Origin of the sequence: Paenibacillus sp. p3-SID867 (genome assembly GCF_025142895.1) — a bacterium.
Taxonomy (GTDB): Bacteria; Bacillota; Bacilli; order Paenibacillales; family Paenibacillaceae; genus Paenibacillus_AQ.
The window spans coordinates 557,506-574,423 of the sequence record NZ_JAMBDM010000001.1; the positions used below are offsets into that span (position 1 = coordinate 557,506).

12 protein-coding genes are annotated in these 16,918 nt (G+C 48.2%); 4 read left to right on the forward strand and 8 right to left on the reverse strand.

The window, feature by feature from the left end; genetic code table 11:
- Window positions 1-3: 3 nt before the first annotated feature.
- From M4D81_RS02630 to M4D81_RS02650, 5 genes are all read right to left on the reverse strand, one after another.
- Window positions 4-1,443, reverse strand: a complete 1,440-nt coding sequence (locus tag M4D81_RS02630) for a family 43 glycosylhydrolase (RefSeq protein WP_397376653.1) — start codon at window positions 1,441-1,443, stop codon at window positions 4-6.
- A 19-nt stretch (window positions 1,444-1,462) separates the two neighbouring features.
- Window positions 1,463-2,341, reverse strand: coding sequence for a carbohydrate ABC transporter permease (locus tag M4D81_RS02635; RefSeq protein ID WP_071222846.1), 879 nt, complete (start codon window positions 2,339-2,341; stop codon window positions 1,463-1,465).
- 20 nt (window positions 2,342-2,361) lie between these two features.
- Window positions 2,362-3,255: an ABC transporter permease gene (locus M4D81_RS02640; RefSeq protein ID WP_233355169.1), complete on the reverse strand. Its 894-nt coding sequence runs from the start codon at window positions 3,253-3,255 to the stop codon at window positions 2,362-2,364.
- A gap of 150 nt (window positions 3,256-3,405) precedes the next feature.
- Entirely contained in the window at window positions 3,406-4,941 is a 1,536-nt protein-coding gene (locus tag M4D81_RS02645; protein ID WP_260064344.1) for an extracellular solute-binding protein, read from the reverse strand.
- 208 nt (window positions 4,942-5,149) lie between these two features.
- Window positions 5,150-6,688, reverse strand: a complete 1,539-nt coding sequence (locus M4D81_RS02650; RefSeq protein WP_260064345.1) for an extracellular solute-binding protein — start codon at window positions 6,686-6,688, stop codon at window positions 5,150-5,152.
- A gap of 198 nt (window positions 6,689-6,886) precedes the next feature.
- Between M4D81_RS02650 and M4D81_RS02655 the strand changes: the two genes are divergently transcribed.
- Together M4D81_RS02655 and M4D81_RS02660 are read left to right on the forward strand one after the other, a co-directional pair.
- Complete coding sequence (locus M4D81_RS02655) at window positions 6,887-9,199, forward strand: AraC family transcriptional regulator (protein ID WP_260064346.1); 2,313 nt, start codon at window positions 6,887-6,889, stop codon at window positions 9,197-9,199.
- A 150-nt stretch (window positions 9,200-9,349) separates the two neighbouring features.
- Window positions 9,350-10,924 carry an FAD-dependent oxidoreductase gene (locus M4D81_RS02660; protein WP_260064347.1) on the forward strand — a complete coding sequence of 525 codons (1,575 nt, stop codon included), beginning with the start codon at window positions 9,350-9,352 and terminating at the stop codon, window positions 10,922-10,924.
- Between the two features lie 94 nt (window positions 10,925-11,018).
- On the opposite strand, the gene M4D81_RS02665 is transcribed toward M4D81_RS02660, so the two are convergent.
- Window positions 11,019-11,720: a 4'-phosphopantetheinyl transferase family protein gene (locus M4D81_RS02665; protein ID WP_260064348.1), complete on the reverse strand. Its 702-nt coding sequence runs from the start codon at window positions 11,718-11,720 to the stop codon at window positions 11,019-11,021.
- A 194-nt stretch (window positions 11,721-11,914) separates the two neighbouring features.
- On the opposite strand from M4D81_RS02665, the gene M4D81_RS02670 reads away from it, so the two are divergent.
- Window positions 11,915-12,679 (forward strand): aminoglycoside adenylyltransferase domain-containing protein, encoded by a 765-nt coding sequence (locus M4D81_RS02670; protein WP_260064350.1) that lies wholly within the window; start codon window positions 11,915-11,917, stop codon window positions 12,677-12,679.
- 875 nt (window positions 12,680-13,554) lie between these two features.
- Here the strand turns inward: M4D81_RS02670 and M4D81_RS02675 are convergent.
- The gene (locus M4D81_RS02675) at window positions 13,555-13,734 is read right to left on the reverse strand and encodes a hypothetical protein (RefSeq protein WP_260064352.1); all 180 of its coding nucleotides are present in this window, start codon (window positions 13,732-13,734) and stop codon (window positions 13,555-13,557) included.
- A gap of 496 nt (window positions 13,735-14,230) precedes the next feature.
- Between M4D81_RS02675 and M4D81_RS02680 the strand changes: the two genes are divergently transcribed.
- Window positions 14,231-14,980 carry a hypothetical protein gene (locus tag M4D81_RS02680; RefSeq protein WP_260064354.1) on the forward strand — a complete coding sequence of 250 codons (750 nt, stop codon included), beginning with the start codon at window positions 14,231-14,233 and terminating at the stop codon, window positions 14,978-14,980.
- A 1,420-nt stretch (window positions 14,981-16,400) separates the two neighbouring features.
- On the opposite strand, the gene M4D81_RS02685 is transcribed toward M4D81_RS02680, so the two are convergent.
- Window positions 16,401-16,805, reverse strand: coding sequence for a DnaB-like helicase C-terminal domain-containing protein (locus M4D81_RS02685; RefSeq protein WP_260064448.1), 405 nt, complete (start codon window positions 16,803-16,805; stop codon window positions 16,401-16,403).
- Window positions 16,806-16,918 lie beyond the last annotated feature (113 nt).

Below are 16,918 nucleotides of genomic sequence, written 5' to 3' on the forward strand. Positions count from 1 at the left end.
CTTTCAGCTGATGATGACGTTATATGAAAACTCCCGAAAAATCACCGTGCCTTTGCCGACGGCATCCAGTCCGATGCGGAGGCTCTGAAACCCGCCAAACGTGTTGTGATGGAATCCTGAAACATCTGCCACTTTGTCATACCGGATCCATTCCACCCCATCGAAGCTGTAATAGAATGAAACGATATGCGCATCGTTAACCAACCGCAAAAAAGCCCTGCGAGTATGGTTCTGCATCGTGCCGTAGCCCTTGAATGACCGGAAATGCCTCACTCCATGCTCGTTGACTCCCATACCAAGATATGCCGCATCGTTATAATAGAGGAGCAGGCGGCCTTCTGCCGGACCCTCCACGATGATCTCAACCTCTGCTGAATAACGCTTATGGCCCGCCATATAGAGCAGCGGAGAAGATTTTTCCTCCTCGGAGGCGGCCTCGGCTACCAATTCATGATTCCCCGAACGGAACCGTGCAGAAGGCTCCACGCCTTCGCACTGCCAGTGCAACCCCAGCTCAGGACCGTCAAAGGGATCCCTGAATGAGGCTCCTTGATTCCCAGCATTGGTTTCTCCTTCATCATGCGGCCGATCGTACTGGTCAATAAGACTCTCACGGCCTCCTGCAGCACGAAACCATCCATCGGAAGTCCATTCGATCGGTTCAAGCAAGGTCTGTCTGCCCAGTGAATGGAACCCATTGGCATAAGCATGGTAGACCATCCACCACTGGCCATCCGGCGAGTCGATCAACGAGGCGTGTCCTTTGGACCACCAGCGTTCATCCCTGGATTCCGTATGGATAATCGGGTTGTACGGAGAGTGTTCCCAGGGCCCCCATGGCGTTCTGGATCTTGACGATACGGCCATATGGCTTGTAGGCGGACCGGCCGTCCCTCCGACGGCTGCCGTCAGATAGTAATAACCATCATGAACGGTAATTTTCGGCCCCTCCAGGCTGTACGCCTCCACGACCCAATCGTCCGGATACCGCCAGCCGTTATACACATGTCTGACTTCACCCGCGATCGCGAGTCCGTCCGCCGTAAGCTCTACAAAATCACCGCCTGACATATGCAAATAACGCTTCCCGTCCGGTCCTGCCGTATGCCCTGGATCAATTCCCTTGATCCCCAGATTGATCGGTTTGCTCCACGGTCCCGCCGGACTGGATGCGGTAACGACCCAGTTCGTCCGCCCAGCCGGATAATAAATATAATACATCCCGTTATGCGCTACGAAATCCGGCGCCCACACATTCCCCTCGTAGTGGGGCAGCGCAGCCCCAACTCGGCTCCAATTGAGCAAATCGCGCGAATGCCAGATAACGAGCCCGGGCGTCAGCTTGTAGGAGGAATGCGTCATGTAATAATCCTCGCCGACCCGGATGATCGACGGGTCCGCATAATTGCCGGCAATGATTGGCGCATATCGTTTCTTTTCCAACACCAACCTTCGCTCCTCTCTATCCCTTGATGGATCCCAGCAGCGCACCCTTCGCAAAATGCTTCTGCAGGAACGGATACACGCACAGAATCGGCAGCGTAGCGATGACGATGACAGCCATCTTCACCGTCTGCTCCGGCGGCCGGACAAATTCGTCCATGCCGGAGGTGTCTGCCGCCAAGCCGCTGGCAAGTATAACGATCTGCCGCAGGATGACCTGAACGGGCCATTTGGCCGCATCATTCAGGTACAAAATCGCCGACATATACGTGTTCCAGTAGGTAACCGCATAAAAGAGCGATATGGTCGCAATGGCAGGCATCGACAGCGGAATCACGATTCGGAACAGGATTCCCCAGTCACCGGCCCCGTCGATCTTTGCGGATTCCTCCAGTCCCTCAGGCAGGTTCTGAAAGAAGTTTCGCATGATGATAAGATTGAAGGCATTGATCGCTGTAGGGACAATCAGCGCCGCATACGTATCGATCAGCCCCATCTCCTTCACCACGAGAAACGTGGGGATCATTCCGCCGCTGAACAGCATCGTGAACAAGACCATGAACATGATGAAATTTCGGCCATCCAGATCCCTGCGCGACAGCCCGTAGGCCATCAAGCAGGTTAACAGCATGCTGAACAAGGTGCCTAAGAAGGTGACTCCAACGGAAACGCCAAGCGAGCGAAATACCGTATTGGTTGAAAACACATATTTGTAAGCATCAAGGGACCAAACGGTCGGAAACAGGACAAACTGCTTCTGCGCCAGCTCCGTCACCGTTGTGAAGGATCCGGCGATGACGTGAAGGAAAGGCAGGATGGTAACCAGGCCAATGATCAACAGCAGCGTATAATTCACGATATCGAAGATTCGGCTCGATATCGTTTTATCTTGTACCATAGCGGTCCACCTTTCTGTAGTTAATAGATGCCTTCTTCTCCGGCTTTTTTGGCCAGCCAATTGGCCAGCATTACCAGAATGAGACCGATCAGCGATTTAAAGAACCCGACCGCCGTACTGAAGCTGAACTGACCTTGCTTAAGACCTGCGGTATAAACATACGTATCGAATATCTCCGCCACATCCCGGTTCATCGAGTTTAAGAGGAGATAGATATGTTCGAACCCAAGTTCCAGCACGTCGCCGATTTTCAAAATCAACAAAACGACGATCACGCTTCGAATCGAAGGAAGCGTAATATGCCACATTTGCCGAAAGCGGCTCGCCCCGTCAATCCGGGACGCTTCGTATAGACCGGGATCAATCGCCGCCATGGCAGCCAAATAGATGATTGTTCCCCAGCCTGCCTCCCGCCAGATAATCTGCAGGACATACATCGGCCGGAACCATTCGCTGCTCATCAGAAAATTGATTTTTTCGAATCCGGCCATAACCAGCAATTCATTAATGATGCCGCGATCCATCGAAAGCATGACAAACGAGATGGATACGATGATAACCCAAGACATGAAGTGGGGAATGTACACCAGCGTCTGGATAAATCGTTTAAACACTTCGCGCCGGACCTCGTTGAGCATTAAGGCAAGAATGATCGGCACCGGAAAATAGAATGCCAGGTTCAAGAAAAACAGCAGCAGCGTGTTGCCCAAAATCGTGAAGAACATCGGCTCGGTAAACAGCCGTTCAAAATGCTTGAGCCCCACCCAGGGGCTTCCCGTAACGCCGAGATAAGCCTGATAATCCTGGAAGGCTATGATCAATCCCGACATCGGGATATATTTAAAGATCAGGAAGTATAAAAATCCCGGCAGAATCATGAGGTAGATCGCCCGGTTTTTTATTATTCTTCTCATTCGACCGGTCTCCGGTATTTTACGGGCGCTCTTGCTCAACCCGGTCTTCACTGCGGTTTCGCTCATGATCTCAGACTTCCTTTCTGTCCCGAAGCCTGCCGGAGACTGCAGCATGGCAGTCTCCGGCCGTTCGGGATGCTGGCTTGTTCATTATTTGGAAGATTCGTAGGAAACGTTAAACTCATCGATGATTTGCTGACCGCCGCTCTTAAGCCAGTTATCCACCACAGCCTGGAATCCGGCCTCATCGATATCGCCAAGCATAAATCGATACGTGCCGTCTTTAATCATCTCCTGCAGCTGTACGCCCTTTTCGTTAAATGTCTTGGAATCCAGTGAAGCCGAAGGATCCTCTATGAGGTATTCATTGTTCTCCATAATCATTTCCTCGGATTTCGCTTTGACCGGGAGCATATGCTTCGCCTCATAAAATCCTTCAATCGTTAACGGTCCGCCGACCTGCATGGCTTGATAAGGCTTCACTTCGCGATCAGTCAGCTTCGTGTCTTCCGAAGGGATGACCTTGCCTTCCTCCAGCTTGTGATGCTGTCCTTCAACCCCCCAATAGATGAGGTTGCCAAGTTCCGGACTCATCAACTGATCCATGAAGGCAAGCACATCCTTTAGCTCTTCTTCCGATTTGATAGCTGATTTCGGAAAGAGAATCACCGAGCCATAGCCGGGAACCGACCAGATTCCGAAGCCATTCGGGCCACCTTCGATTTTATTCTGAACATCGAGCTCCGCATCCGGATTCACTTCGACGACCTTGGGATGAAGGCTGGATACGTCCCCCATCGCTCCGATATAAACGCCCGACTTTCCGGTAATGAACAGATTTTGTTGATCGGTTTTGCTGGTAACCGGGAAATCCTGATTGATCAGGCCTTCCTGGTGAAGTTTCTTGAAGAATTTCATCGTCTCCATATATTCGGGGAACATAAATTCGGGAGCCAGCTTGCCGTCCTTCTCGCCCCAGTTATTCGGCGTGCCGAGCCACGAGCTGATCGTTTTGAATGCGCCATAAATCAGATCATTTCGATCCGTCAGCGGGATGGTGTCATCTTTGCCGTTGCCGTCAGGATCCTTCTCCTTGAACTGCTTCAGCATATTATAGAATTCGTCCACATTGGTCGGGGCGCTGAGCCCAAGCTTGTCGGCCCAATCCTTGCGGTAAATGATGCCCTGGCGTGACAAAGGCACTTCACGGTAAAGCGCATAGATTTTGCCGTCCACCGCCGTGTTCTTTAACACTTCAGGTTTCAGCTTGCTGAGGTTCGGATACTGATCCAGCAATGGCCCGATTTCCCAAAATTGCCCGTTACGGATCGCATCACGCATATTCACAAGCGAAGCGGCATTCTTCAGATACGTCACCTGCGGCAGCGTTCCGGTTGCAAAGGAGGCATTGACCTTTTCATCATAAGTGCCGTCCGGCACCCACTGAATGTCAAGCTTGGTGCCCGTTTTCTCTTCCAGCAGCTTCTCAATCATGTCGGAGGGAACTTCAGGGGTATGGAGGTTGGCCATAATCGAGATGGATACCGGTTCGTTCTTGTTCTCGCCTTGGGCAGGACTTCCGTTTGAGCTGCTGGTTGCTGCAGGGGCGGAGTTGCCGCCACAGCCCGCCAACACGGATAAAGCGGTTACAATTGCCAGAATGGTACTGGCTTTTTTCTTCTTCATCTTCTGACCTCCGTTTTAAATTTGAATAGGAACTGACAAGAAACAGCTTAGTTGAGGGAAGCCCGGTACGTATATAATCCTGAGATTGGATATGGATAGTTCGGTCACGCCCGGCATTTATTGCCGCGGAATCAAATCTAATGATTATGTTGTCAATGAGATCGCTCACGCAGTGCAAAACAAAAATACCGCCGGGGATATCAATCCCCTAGCGGTATTTATCATGTAAATAGGGTCCGACCGTGCTTCGGTAGGAAGCATTATATTCCTCGATAATCTGCCTGCCCCCTTCTTCCAGCCAACGGTCGATCTCGGCCTCGAAACCCTGCTCATCGATCATCCCTAACATAAATTGATAGGTGGCATCCCGTATGCGTTCATTCAATCTGACGCCGATTTCGTTATACATCGGAGACTCCAGCGGTGCGGTGGGATCGTAAATGAGGAAACTCTCATTATCGTAAATCAGCCGCTCGGCCTTATCCTTAACCTGATTCGTGTTAACCGGCTGCTGCATGCCCGGTATGGTGCTGAATCCTCCGACCATCAAAGCCTGATAGGGCTTTACATCCTTTTCCCTTAACTCAAAGGCATCCACGGCCATCGCTTTGCCATTCTGAACGGTATAATGGATCCCTTCGATTCCCCAATACATCAGGTTTGCAAGCTCGGGACTCATCAGCGCGTCATAGAAGGAGAGCACGCTTTTCAACTCCTCTTCCGTAGCAATCGCGGACTTCGGAAACAGGATCACCGTTCCGTACCCCTGCGAAGCCCATATCCCGTACCCTTCCGGCCCGAGAACCCGATTGTGAACGTCCAGCAAAGCCTTGGGATCATTCGCCAGCAGCCTTGACTCCAGGGACAGGACATCTCCCATCGCGCCGATATAAACCCCGGCTTTTCCCGTTACGAACAGCTCCAGCTGGTCGGTCTTGCTGGTAATCGGGAAGTCTTCATTGATCAGTCCTTCGTTATGAAGCTTCTTGAAGAACTTCATCGTTTCCATATATTTCGGAAAGACGAATTCCGGCTGCAATGAATCGTTATACCATCCCCAATTGTTCGGTGTTCCATAATAGGAGCTGATCGTCTTGAAAGCCCCGTAGATTAGATCATTGCGATCCGTCAAACCGATGGTGTCATCGATACCGTTATTGTCCGGATCGTTATATGTAAACCCTTTCAACATTTCATATAAATCATCAAGCGTTTCCGGTGCCGATAGCCCCAGGCGATCTGCCCAGTCCTTACGGTAAATGATGCCTGAACGGGCTAAGGCTCGCTCCTGGTACAGGCTGTAGAGTTTACCGTCGATGGCCGTATTCTTCAAAACCTCGGGCTTCAATCTCTGCAAATTCGGATAGTCCTTAAGATACGGGCCGATTTCCCAGAATAGCCCGCTCCGAATCTCATCCCTGAAATAGGATAAGGATGCGGCATTCTTCAGATACAGCGCTTGCGGCAAAGTCCCTGTTGCAAGCGAAGCAAACACCTTCTCATCGTAACTCCCGTCGGGTACCCACTGAATATTAAGCTGAACGCCCGTTTTTTCCTCGATCCATTTCTCGATCCGATCGGAGGGAACCTCGGTGGTGTGCAGGTTGGCCATAATCGAAATGCTGGTTTTGCGATCAGAAGACGTACTTCCGCCATCCGCTCCCGATGATCGTGCCATGCTGATGCACGCGGCCGACACCATCAGGATAGCAAGCGTAAGAATGACATAGTTTGACAGACGGGTCATCAATCCGTTCTACCTCCGTTCCCCCATGTTTCTTGCGGATCCCGTGTGTTTGGGATGATCCTAACATATGTACATCTTTTTTCATGACAAACCATGATGATCAAATACAGTGATTATTCTTTTTGAAATGATTATTGAATGTAACCCGGGTTGCCCATACAATGATTATACACTTTGTTAAACAGGAAGGTGTACCTATTGCATCCAAAAAGTAGCTTTTATTCTAAAATGGTCCTGTTCGGCTGTTTCATCAGCATCATTCCTCTCGTGGCCCTCGGCTTCTTCTCGTTCATGAAATCATCCACCTCCGTGCAAAACCACGTCAACAGCAGCAATATCCAGATTATGAATCAAACGAACAGCAATCTCGAACAGGTGCTGCGGACTGTGGATTATACACTGAATTACGTCATTAATTCCAATATTCTGCAAAGCGCGTTGTATCGGCCCCTGTCCTATTATGACTTCCAATTGTATAACAAACTGAGAGAAGAGATGAGTCTGCTGCAATCACCCGAGACCAAGGTTACGGACGTCATCCTTGCGAACACGACAACCAACTGGCTGATCAATAACCGGGGCATGTACAAATTTAATGAATACGCTTCCAAGGATACGCTGCTGACACTCATGGAGCTTCAAGGGAACTCCAATTGGGTGATGCTCGAGACGGAATCTCTCGGGTCCAGCGATACGCTCAGTTATGCCTGCCCCTACACGATTGCGCTGGTGAAGAAAATGCCGCTCTCCTCCTCCAGCGCCCGGGGTGTCGCACTCGCCACCATTCCCAGCTGCAGTCTTGCGGCTATGATGGATACCCCTTCCGAAACCCGGGAGGTGATGGTTCTGGACCATAATTACCGGATCGTTGTACATCCCGAGCAAGGAAAGCTCGGGCAATATCTGACCGATACCGGGTATGCAGAGACGGAGCTGGACCATTTTGACAGTAAATCGGGGCAGTTCGAGACGAAGATTGACAACAAGCCGGTGTCCGTAACGTTCGTCCGGTCCGATTTTAACGGCTGGTTGTATGCCTCCTTTACCGAAATGTCCGCCATTACCAAGGAGTCCCGCTCCATCGGCTGGTTTACGCTGTATATCTGCATGCTGATGATCGGTTTCAGCATTCTGCTGGTTTGGCTTGGAACGCGGAAGATGTACACGCCCATCCGGCACATTTTTGAAAATATCGTGGAGCGTCTGCCGGAAATCCAAGCCAACAAAAAGAGCGAGCTGCAAATCATCGATGAGCATATCCGGGATATGTTCAATTCAAACACAAAGCTCCGCAGCGAGCTTCGGCAGACCAGCCAGCAGGTGCGCACCTTTTTTCTCCATAAGCTGTTTCTGGGCAAGAGCAGTCCGCCCGAAGTCATGGAGCAGATCGAGCTGTTTGGCTTCAAGGAGCAGATATCCGCTTGGGAGCACCTGGCGGTGTTTACCCTCCAGATCGATATGCTGGACGAAACCCGGTATGAGCGCAAGGATAGTGACCTGCTGCTGTTTGCCATCAACAATATCATCGAGGAGATGATCCCCTCCTCCCATCGCCTCCCCTCTGTCATTATCGATCTCACACAGGTTACGCTCATCGGACGAGGCGGCATCACGCTGGAAGAATTCAATGACTATATCTATACATTATCGGAGGAGATCCAGAAGACGACGCGCAGTGTTCTCGATCTGGAGGTCAGCATCGGCATCAGCCTGCCTTACGAGAACCTATCCAAAACGGCACGCGCTTACCAGGAAGGGCTCGAAGCCCTTAAACACCGCATCAAGCTGGGAACCGGTGTCATTATCCCTTATTTCAGCCTGAACTCGGGCAAGCACACACGGGTCTATTTCTACCCGATGCAGGTGGAGAACGAGCTGATTGATGCCATCAAGCTGGCTGATGAAGATCGAGCAGTGGAGCTTCTAAAGCAGTGGCTGCTCGAAGTGTTTCGGAAGGATCGGACCCCGCATGATTATCAAATCTCGCTCATCCGGCTGTTAAATGATCTGATGATCGTAATGCAGGAGAACGGGATCATGCTCGAGCAGCTCGACATCCGGGACAGCTCTCTCGTGGAGGAGCTTCTTCGGCTCTACACCAATCACGATATCGAAAGCTGGTTTAAATCCCGCATCATCCGGCCGATGGTTAGTGTATTCCGGGATCGCCAGGACTCTCAATACCAGAATCTTTCCGAGCAGATGATCGAGATTATCCGCAATGAGTTTGATCGCAATATTACACTCGAGGAGTGTGCTTCCCGCCTCCATTACAACAATTTTTATCTTAGCAGCGTGTTCAAAAAAGAAACCAATATGTCCTTCAGCGAATACCTGTCCCAGTACCGCTTCAAAATGTCCAAGAAATGGCTTGTCGAAACCGACATGCCCATTAAGGATATTGCGGAGAGGCTAAGTTACAATAATTCGCAGAACTTTATCCGCTCCTTCCGCAAGCTGGAGGGGATGACGCCCGGTCAATATCGCAGCAAATACAAAACCGGACAATAAGCCTTAAAAAACGGCATCAGATTACCAAAAAAGGTCACCTGTGTCCCGTACTTTTCCTGCTGGAGAGAATCTACAATTAGAATAGTCACTTGTTTGTTGTGCTGATCTTGTGGATCATGTATGAAACTATCCCAAAAGGAGAATCTGTCAATGATACGAGAAATGCAGGCCGATATCGTCATTCTCGGCGGCGGGACAGGGGGAACAGCCGCTGCGCTTGCCGCCGCTAAATCAGGAAAGACGGTCATCATGACCGAGGAGACCACTTGGATCGGGGGACAGCTAACCAGCCAGGCGGTTCCGCCCGACGAGCACCCGTGGATTGAATCCTTTGGCTGCACGCGCAGTTACCGGCAGTTCCGCGAAGGCGTCCGCCAGTACTACCGCGATTTTTTCCCTATGACTCCCAAGGCCAAATCCAATGTGCAATTAAACCCCGGCAGCGGTATCGTGAGCCGGCTGTGCCATGAGCCGCGCACGGCCCTCGCCGTCCTGCAACAAATGCTGGCCCCGTACATTCACAGCGGTCGGCTTAAGATCCTCTACCAATATGCGCCAGAGTCTGCCGACGTTTCAGGGGATCGTGTGAACAGCGTAACCATTCGTCATCTTAAGACGCAGGATCAAATTGCACTTCACGCTCCGTTCTTCGTGGATGCCACCGAGCTCGGCGATTTGCTTCCGCTGGCGGGCATCGAATATGTTACCGGCGCCGAGTCCAAATCCCAAACAGGGGAACCGCATGCCGTTGACGGCGATCCGCTGCCGCAGGATATGCAGGGCTTTACGTATTGTTTTGCCGTGGATTATCTGGAGGGGGAGGACCACACGATCGAGAAGCCTGCCCTTTACGATTTTTGGCGGGAGTATAAACCCGATTTCTGGCCGGATAAGCTGTTAAGCCTGACCGCCGTCAAGCCGTCCACGAATGAGCCGGTCGAGTATGAGATCTTTCCGGGACACGGCAAGTTTCCGCTCTATCAATACCGGCAAATCCTGGACCCGAAACATTTCGCGGAAGGTACGTTCGAAAGCTCGGTATCGCTTGTGAACTGGCCGCAAAACGACTACTGGCTGGGCTCCATTATCGATGTGCCGAAGGAAGACGCTGCCCATCATATCTATCAAGCCAAACAGCTTAGCTTGTCCCTGCTGTATTGGCTGCAGACCGAGGTGCCTCGGCCGGATGGCGGGAAGGGTTATCCCGGACTGCGCCTGCGTCCCGATGTGGTCGGAACGGAAGACGGGATGGCCATGTATCCTTACATCCGCGAGTCGAGAAGAATTCAGGCCGAGTTTACGGTGCTGGAGCAGCATGTGGCAACCGAATCGCGACCAGACGGCGTTACCGAAACGTTCCACGATTCCGTCGGCATCGGCTGTTACCGGATCGATCTGCATCCGAGCACGGGCGAGCGCCCATACATTGATATCTCGTCCCTGCCGTTCCAAATCCCCCTCGGCAGCTTAATTCCGAAACGGATGAAGAATGTGCTGGCTGCCAGCAAAAACATCGGGGTCACCCACATTACGAACGGCTGCTACCGGCTGCATCCCGTAGAATGGAACATCGGTGAGGCCGCGGGATATTGCGTCAGCTACTGCCTGGACCATGATATTCTGCCGACGGAAGTCCGGAACGACGAAGAAAGACTCGCCAGCTTCCAGCAAAAACTCGTCAGTGAAGGCATCGAGCTGGCATGGCCGGCACTGCGCCCTGTCTGATCCACCTCTATTATAGAACGCCAAGAAACCAGCTCAAGGGCACCGTCCTTGGGCTGGTTTTTCCCGGTCCCGTTCATAACTTATATCTCGTAACTCATAACTCCTCAGCGGTTATGAATTGGACATCCTCAGGGAAATGACGGCTAATGCCGCACACCGACAGCTTGTAACCTTCTTCCACCGCATACTGTTTAAAATAGTAGGTCTCTCCGTTCTCGCCAAGCACAGGTGCCCACTCGCTGCCTTGCAGCTCCAGCGCAAAAGAATCCAACGGCAAATGCAGGCCTTTGCCAACAGCCTTGATATAGCTTTCCTTTAACGTCCATAGATCAAAGAAGCGGGAAAGTCGGACGGAAGAATGACAGCTTAGCAGTGCGTTAAACTCGGTTATATGGAAATACCGTTTGGCGATATCCATATCGATGGCTTCCATTTTCTCCACGTCAATCCCGACCGGCGTGCTGCTAACGGCGCATACAATCCAATGCCCGGAATGGGAGACATTAAAATGCAGGTTGTCATGCTCCTTTAAGAACGGCTTGCCATATGTGTTTCTTATGATTTCCATATGCATCGGGTCAAGTCCCAGCTTATCCCGAAGGATTCGATGGACCATGGCATCACCAAGTACTGATCGCTGATAATCGCTCGCTCTTCTGAATTTGGATACATAATCCTGTCGATCGGGCGATAACGTCTTGAACAAGGCACGGAACGTCTCATCGCGAATTTGGTCCGAATTCTTGATTGCATATACTTCAATATGACTTGGTTGGTCAGCATGAAAAATATTCATAACTCCGTCCTTTCAATATAAAACATAGTCACGTGTTCACTTCGATATGTACGTTCAGATCCCCTGCTTGCTTTATTAGACTCCCTCTCCCCAATTCCAACTGTAAACGGACGAACGGATCAATAGATTGACAAAGGAAAGAATTCCCGAACATAATGGATGAATATCTTACAGGGGGAAAGGTGGGGGTTCGATTGAACACGCAATGGGTTTTGGATCAAGCGGTCGACTTGTTTAAGGAGGAGCTCGGCGACAATCTGGTCGGTATTTACTTACATGGCTCGTTAGCTATGGGCTGCTTCAATCCGGACACAAGCGATATCGATCTGCTGCTCGTGGTAGCGGACAAACTGACCCGGGATCATATGAGACGGCTGGCCAAAAAAATCATAAAGTTCCACGATGGTATGCCCAATCGGCAGGGGTTGGAGCTGAGCCTTGTCCTGGAATCCAGTCTGCAGGAGCTCGTCTATCCACCTCCATTTGAATTCCACTATTCCGCCTTTCATCGCGAGAAGTACCTGACCGATGACGATTACCTGTGCGGCGGATTCCAAGACGCCGACCTGGCCGCCCATTACACCGTGATTTTGCATCGGGGCATTGCCCTATACGGCAAACCCGTTCAAGAGATCTTTACCCACGTTGACCGGCAGCATTACATACAAGCCATTCTCCATGACGTGGAGGGTGCGGTACAAGACATCACTGACTCTCCTATGTACTACACGCTAAACCTGTGCCGAGTGCTGTACTATCTGAAGGAAGGCGTGGTTTCCTCCAAACAAGAAGGCGGTGAATGGGGTCTGCGCACGCTTCCTCCGAAGTATCATCGGATTATCGAACGTGCCTTGCATCAATATAGCGGCGGAGCACAGAATCCTGCGGATTCCGAACCGGATGAACTCATCGCGTTTGCCGGTGATATGCTGGATCAAATCCGAAGGGTTCTGGAATAGGAAGTGCAGAGATCCCGGGTCTATCGCAATCTACACTGCTCGGCATTTATTGTCTCCAGCTCCAGACATATATCTGGAGCGACATGGCTGAGGTCATAACTTTTCGCTCCGCCAGTCTACAATAAGAGTTATGACACTGTTTAGCCAGCCTGATGTTTCATTCGTAGCGGCTCCATTTCCTCCAGTGATGCGGCAGTTAGAGCACCCGGATGATAATGTCTTCAACTTCCTTTTGATATTCATTTGTCGGAGACAGTAATGACACGGTTTTCCTCCTTTCACGCTTGCCCCGGGAAGAACACTCCACCCCGACGCTTCACGATGGTATGAACAAAATAACGATGACCGTCCATTTTGTTGTGATCGTTCTCTTTGACCGGCTTATCTTAGCCGCAAGCAACTGCCTTCTCATCCCAAACATAGGAGCTAAACTCCCGGAATGTCTCTTTACAGCAGTCATTGTATTTCATGAGTCCTTCAACTAATGCTTAAGCTACGTGACGGATCCCATTCACAACCTCATTTGCCGCCTTAATGACACGCAGGATACCACGCTTCTTGATGGCCGCAATAAAAGAAGCCGCCGAAGGGGCGATAATGATTCCCTTAACCGGTAGCTGAGCGACATGGCGACCATCTTGCCGTCATGGACTTAAATTGCCCCTCGTTGTTCCAATGTTTATCAATAGCGAATGATATTGAGCCACTTCCTGATGCTTTATCTTCATACCAATTGATAAAGCGTTTACTTCACTCATTGAAAGATCAAATTTTATAGCCCCGTTATGCAATGTAGTTTCAAGCAGTGCGCGATTGTTATCTGGCTCTGTCAGAGGTTCGGTAGGCTCTGTGGATGGTTCAGTTTGTTCAGTGATCTAACTCATCATTTCTAATTCGTCAATGCTTACATATATACCACCGTTGTTAGCCGTCACATTAATACGATATTTTTTGTAATGAGTGGTATAAACAAAAACATACTCTCTTTTCTCACCAGAAACCCAATTACTTTCATTTTCCCAAGTATCAAGAATGCCCCATGCTTGATTGGTCATTCCAACCTTCAAAGGTCCAATTCTTCGGTGTTAGATCTATGTTTTCTGCTAATCGGGGAGTTATATTTTTAATTGCACACTTAGAAATAACTTGTGGAGAATCGACGCAACGGTCAAATACCGCCTTCATGCAGCCGTGCGTGTCATTCTCGTCTTTTTCTATGCTTACATCCCATCACAGAAATTCGTAGCGGTGTTTATAGTAGAGTCATACTTATTTATATTGTGTTCATTTTCCACTCAATTCCAATAACTTTTCAAAAATACGATGCCTTATTAACTGATAACCTTTCTTAATTTACTTCATAAAAAATAACATAAAGTAAAAAGAATATATTTTACTTTTTTATAATATTTTTTAATATTTTAACATTTAATTGCTTTAATTCAAATATATTAATGGTAATGATTTCAAATTATTAGTATAATTTGGGCGGTTATTTTGAATTGCTGCGCAGCTTTCAAATAATAAATCTATATTTCGGAGGTCTACTAAATGAAGTCTAAAATCACACTAGTTCTAACTCTCTGTTTTACATTCTTGTTCTCTGGAGTGGCATCTAATAATGTCACATACGCCGACGCCGTTAATGATAATTCTGAAAATTATATCTTGGTCGATAAAGATGGAAAACCAGCTATTTATAATAAAACAGATGATACCTTCATCGTCGAAGCATTCAATCTTGATGGATCTGAGGTTAGCCTAGAGGAATACAGAAATTTATTGAACGATTCACTCGATTATTCTAAAAAAAATATTCTTGCGGGATCATCACCATTTCAAGATCAATCTGTTACCCCATTATCTTATATTAATATGGACTTTTATACAGAATCCAATAATTATAATTCCTTAGGAACTCCATTAAAGATGACTCCAGATATTGACTGTAAATACAGCGCTACTCACTGTACAATAAATAAGGCAGATGGTAAAACAACTACTGAATCCTATAGTAGTAACGTAACAGGTGGAGACAAGAATTATATTAAGATGGGTGCTTCTTTTACTTGGTCTACATCTGCTACCGTTACCTATTCATATGGTTGGAGCATTCCAAAAGGGGAAATAGGATATCTTCAATTCACTCCTAGATATAAAGTATCTGTTGGAACAATAACATATGCTGGAATTTTCAATGGTGTCTATGAAAGATTAGGAACTAAGGATGTATGGGGGCAATCACCTATTAAACTTTCTTCTGGTGAAGCAGATGGAATATGGGGTATAGTCTTAAAGTAAAATAGTATAAATAACCCAACCTGTTACTAGGTTGGGTTTATCTTAATTACTAAGGAGGTCAGTTATAATTGAAAGATATCTCAAATATCTTTTTATCAGGTATATTCATCGTTGTTATTGGCTTATTTGAAAAAATACTACTTTACCTAAAACTAGATACTAATACTAACGAATTAAAATATTTAATTTTGAGCACTCCTAATTTTATCTGGAATATAAGTAATATCACCATAGGAATAGGAATATTGCTAATTATAATTTCTTTCATGATTTATTTTAAAAACCGAAAAAAATAAGCAAAGCCGTTTGTTCTCTGAAGAGGCTTTCACTTTATAACTACAAAATTCTAAAGTTTTTTTATTCAATAGAATTTAAAATATGTAGTCACAATCAAAAAAGCCGACAGCCTTCCTTTCATCATCACCTTGGATCAAGTCGAATACCCTCCGGAGCTGATGTGTATAAAACTGATATCTCTGATATACCCAACGCTGCTTTTCAATCAGAATCGTAGCGTTGGCCGTCTTATCAGCATTCAGATCTTCCTGATCGTTGCAGCGAGCAGCTTCACCATCGATGGCCAATTGTTTTAAATTTTCTTCGATTATTTCAAAATCCTGCTAAGAGCATCGTCATCTCTTTATATTTTCCGAGCAGGAGTTTTGTGCACCTCTTCATTTGCTTTTGGAAAGAGCTCTCCTTGTCCCCATGCCATCGCCATTTCCCTCAATCCCCTTTACGATATAATTATAGAGAGGAATATATTACCGATTAACCCCCGCCCGACCAAGGATATGGGGTCATTGTCATTTATTAAATGTATGAGATTTCCTTCCCATACCATCCAACGTTTGTATATAGTCAAGATCTAATCCTCTTTTGATCCTTCCCCAACCCAGTAGCGAATTTTTTGAGCTGGGTAGGTGCTACTTCGACTTAATTCTGCTTTCGTCATGCTGTCCGATACGGGGATTGCACAACCTATTGCATACTATCGTCCTACAAACGAACCAGTCGACCCATGAGAGAATCCTTCGATGGCCACTTTATCGGGTAGCTTGATTAACTGGAGTGTCCGTACAACGACATCGTTGATCCATGCAGCATCTAACGCACCGTCCGCTTGTATCTCGATCCTCATAAATACGTTACCGTTCGGGTCCAATATAGCTAGCCCCGTTTTCGTTGAGTGGTCAACTCAGACGTATCGATTCATATCTCCACCGTCTTTAACTCTTCGGTGGCATACCGGTAAGCTGCAGCAGTTGCTTCGTTATCGACGAACTCTACCTTCATTTAAAGGTCTCCGATTACCCTTTTGATTTCGTTTCGTACTTCCATGTTTTTTCGGCCCTCCTTTTTCTTGTGGACTTCGACCAGCCACGGAGCACGAAAACCTCTAACTATCTGTCAGCCGTCGTTATCGTAGATGATTTGCAAAGTCGCCACTTTGAAAAAACGGGGCAATCATAACCAGTTCGAGCCCCTGCTGCTTTTTCAGTCTACGAAATTTGGAGCAGATATCATGACTGCTGATCCTAGAAGAGTTATCCAAGAAGATATTGGTTTCTCCTTGAACTCCTACCGCTTCAGCCATCTTGATCCAATCAGAGCCGTGCATATCACCATTGTTGATTGTATTGGCGATAATTTGCCCTTCGGAGCTCACCAACCGTCTTGCGAACTGACCTTCTGATATCTCTAGACTGGACAACGCCACTGCTTCGTCAGTAGATTTGGCAACTTTCTGAGTAACGTTCAATGCGAAGGCTGTCTTCCCCTCGAATGGTCGCGCAGCTACGATGATCAGATCACTCCGTTGCAGTCCTTACGTGATGCCATCAAGGTCAGGGAAACCAAACTGCAGGCCGTTGATGATCCCATTTTTGACGTTGTAGGATTTGTTTTCAAAGTCTTCGACAAATCGCATCTACACGT

What these genes read in the sequence shown, in the direction of transcription:
- M4D81_RS02645 (WP_260064344.1), bottom strand. Translation starts at nt 4,941, where the DNA reads ATGAAGAAGAAAAAAGCCAGTACCATTCTGGCAATTGTAACCGCTTTA.
- M4D81_RS02660 (WP_260064347.1), top strand. Translation starts at nt 9,350, where the DNA reads ATGATACGAGAAATGCAGGCCGATATCGTCATTCTCGGCGGCGGGACA.
- M4D81_RS02640 (WP_233355169.1), bottom strand. Translation starts at nt 3,255, where the DNA reads ATGAGAAGAATAATAAAAAACCGGGCGATCTACCTCATGATTCTGCCG.
- M4D81_RS02675 (WP_260064352.1), bottom strand. Translation starts at nt 13,734, where the DNA reads ATGACCAATCAAGCATGGGGCATTCTTGATACTTGGGAAAATGAAAGT.
- M4D81_RS02650 (WP_260064345.1), bottom strand. Translation starts at nt 6,688, where the DNA reads ATGACCCGTCTGTCAAACTATGTCATTCTTACGCTTGCTATCCTGATG.
- M4D81_RS02635 (WP_071222846.1), bottom strand. Translation starts at nt 2,341, where the DNA reads ATGGTACAAGATAAAACGATATCGAGCCGAATCTTCGATATCGTGAAT.
- M4D81_RS02680 (WP_260064354.1), top strand. Translation starts at nt 14,231, where the DNA reads ATGAAGTCTAAAATCACACTAGTTCTAACTCTCTGTTTTACATTCTTG.
- M4D81_RS02665 (WP_260064348.1), bottom strand. Translation starts at nt 11,720, where the DNA reads ATGAATATTTTTCATGCTGACCAACCAAGTCATATTGAAGTATATGCA.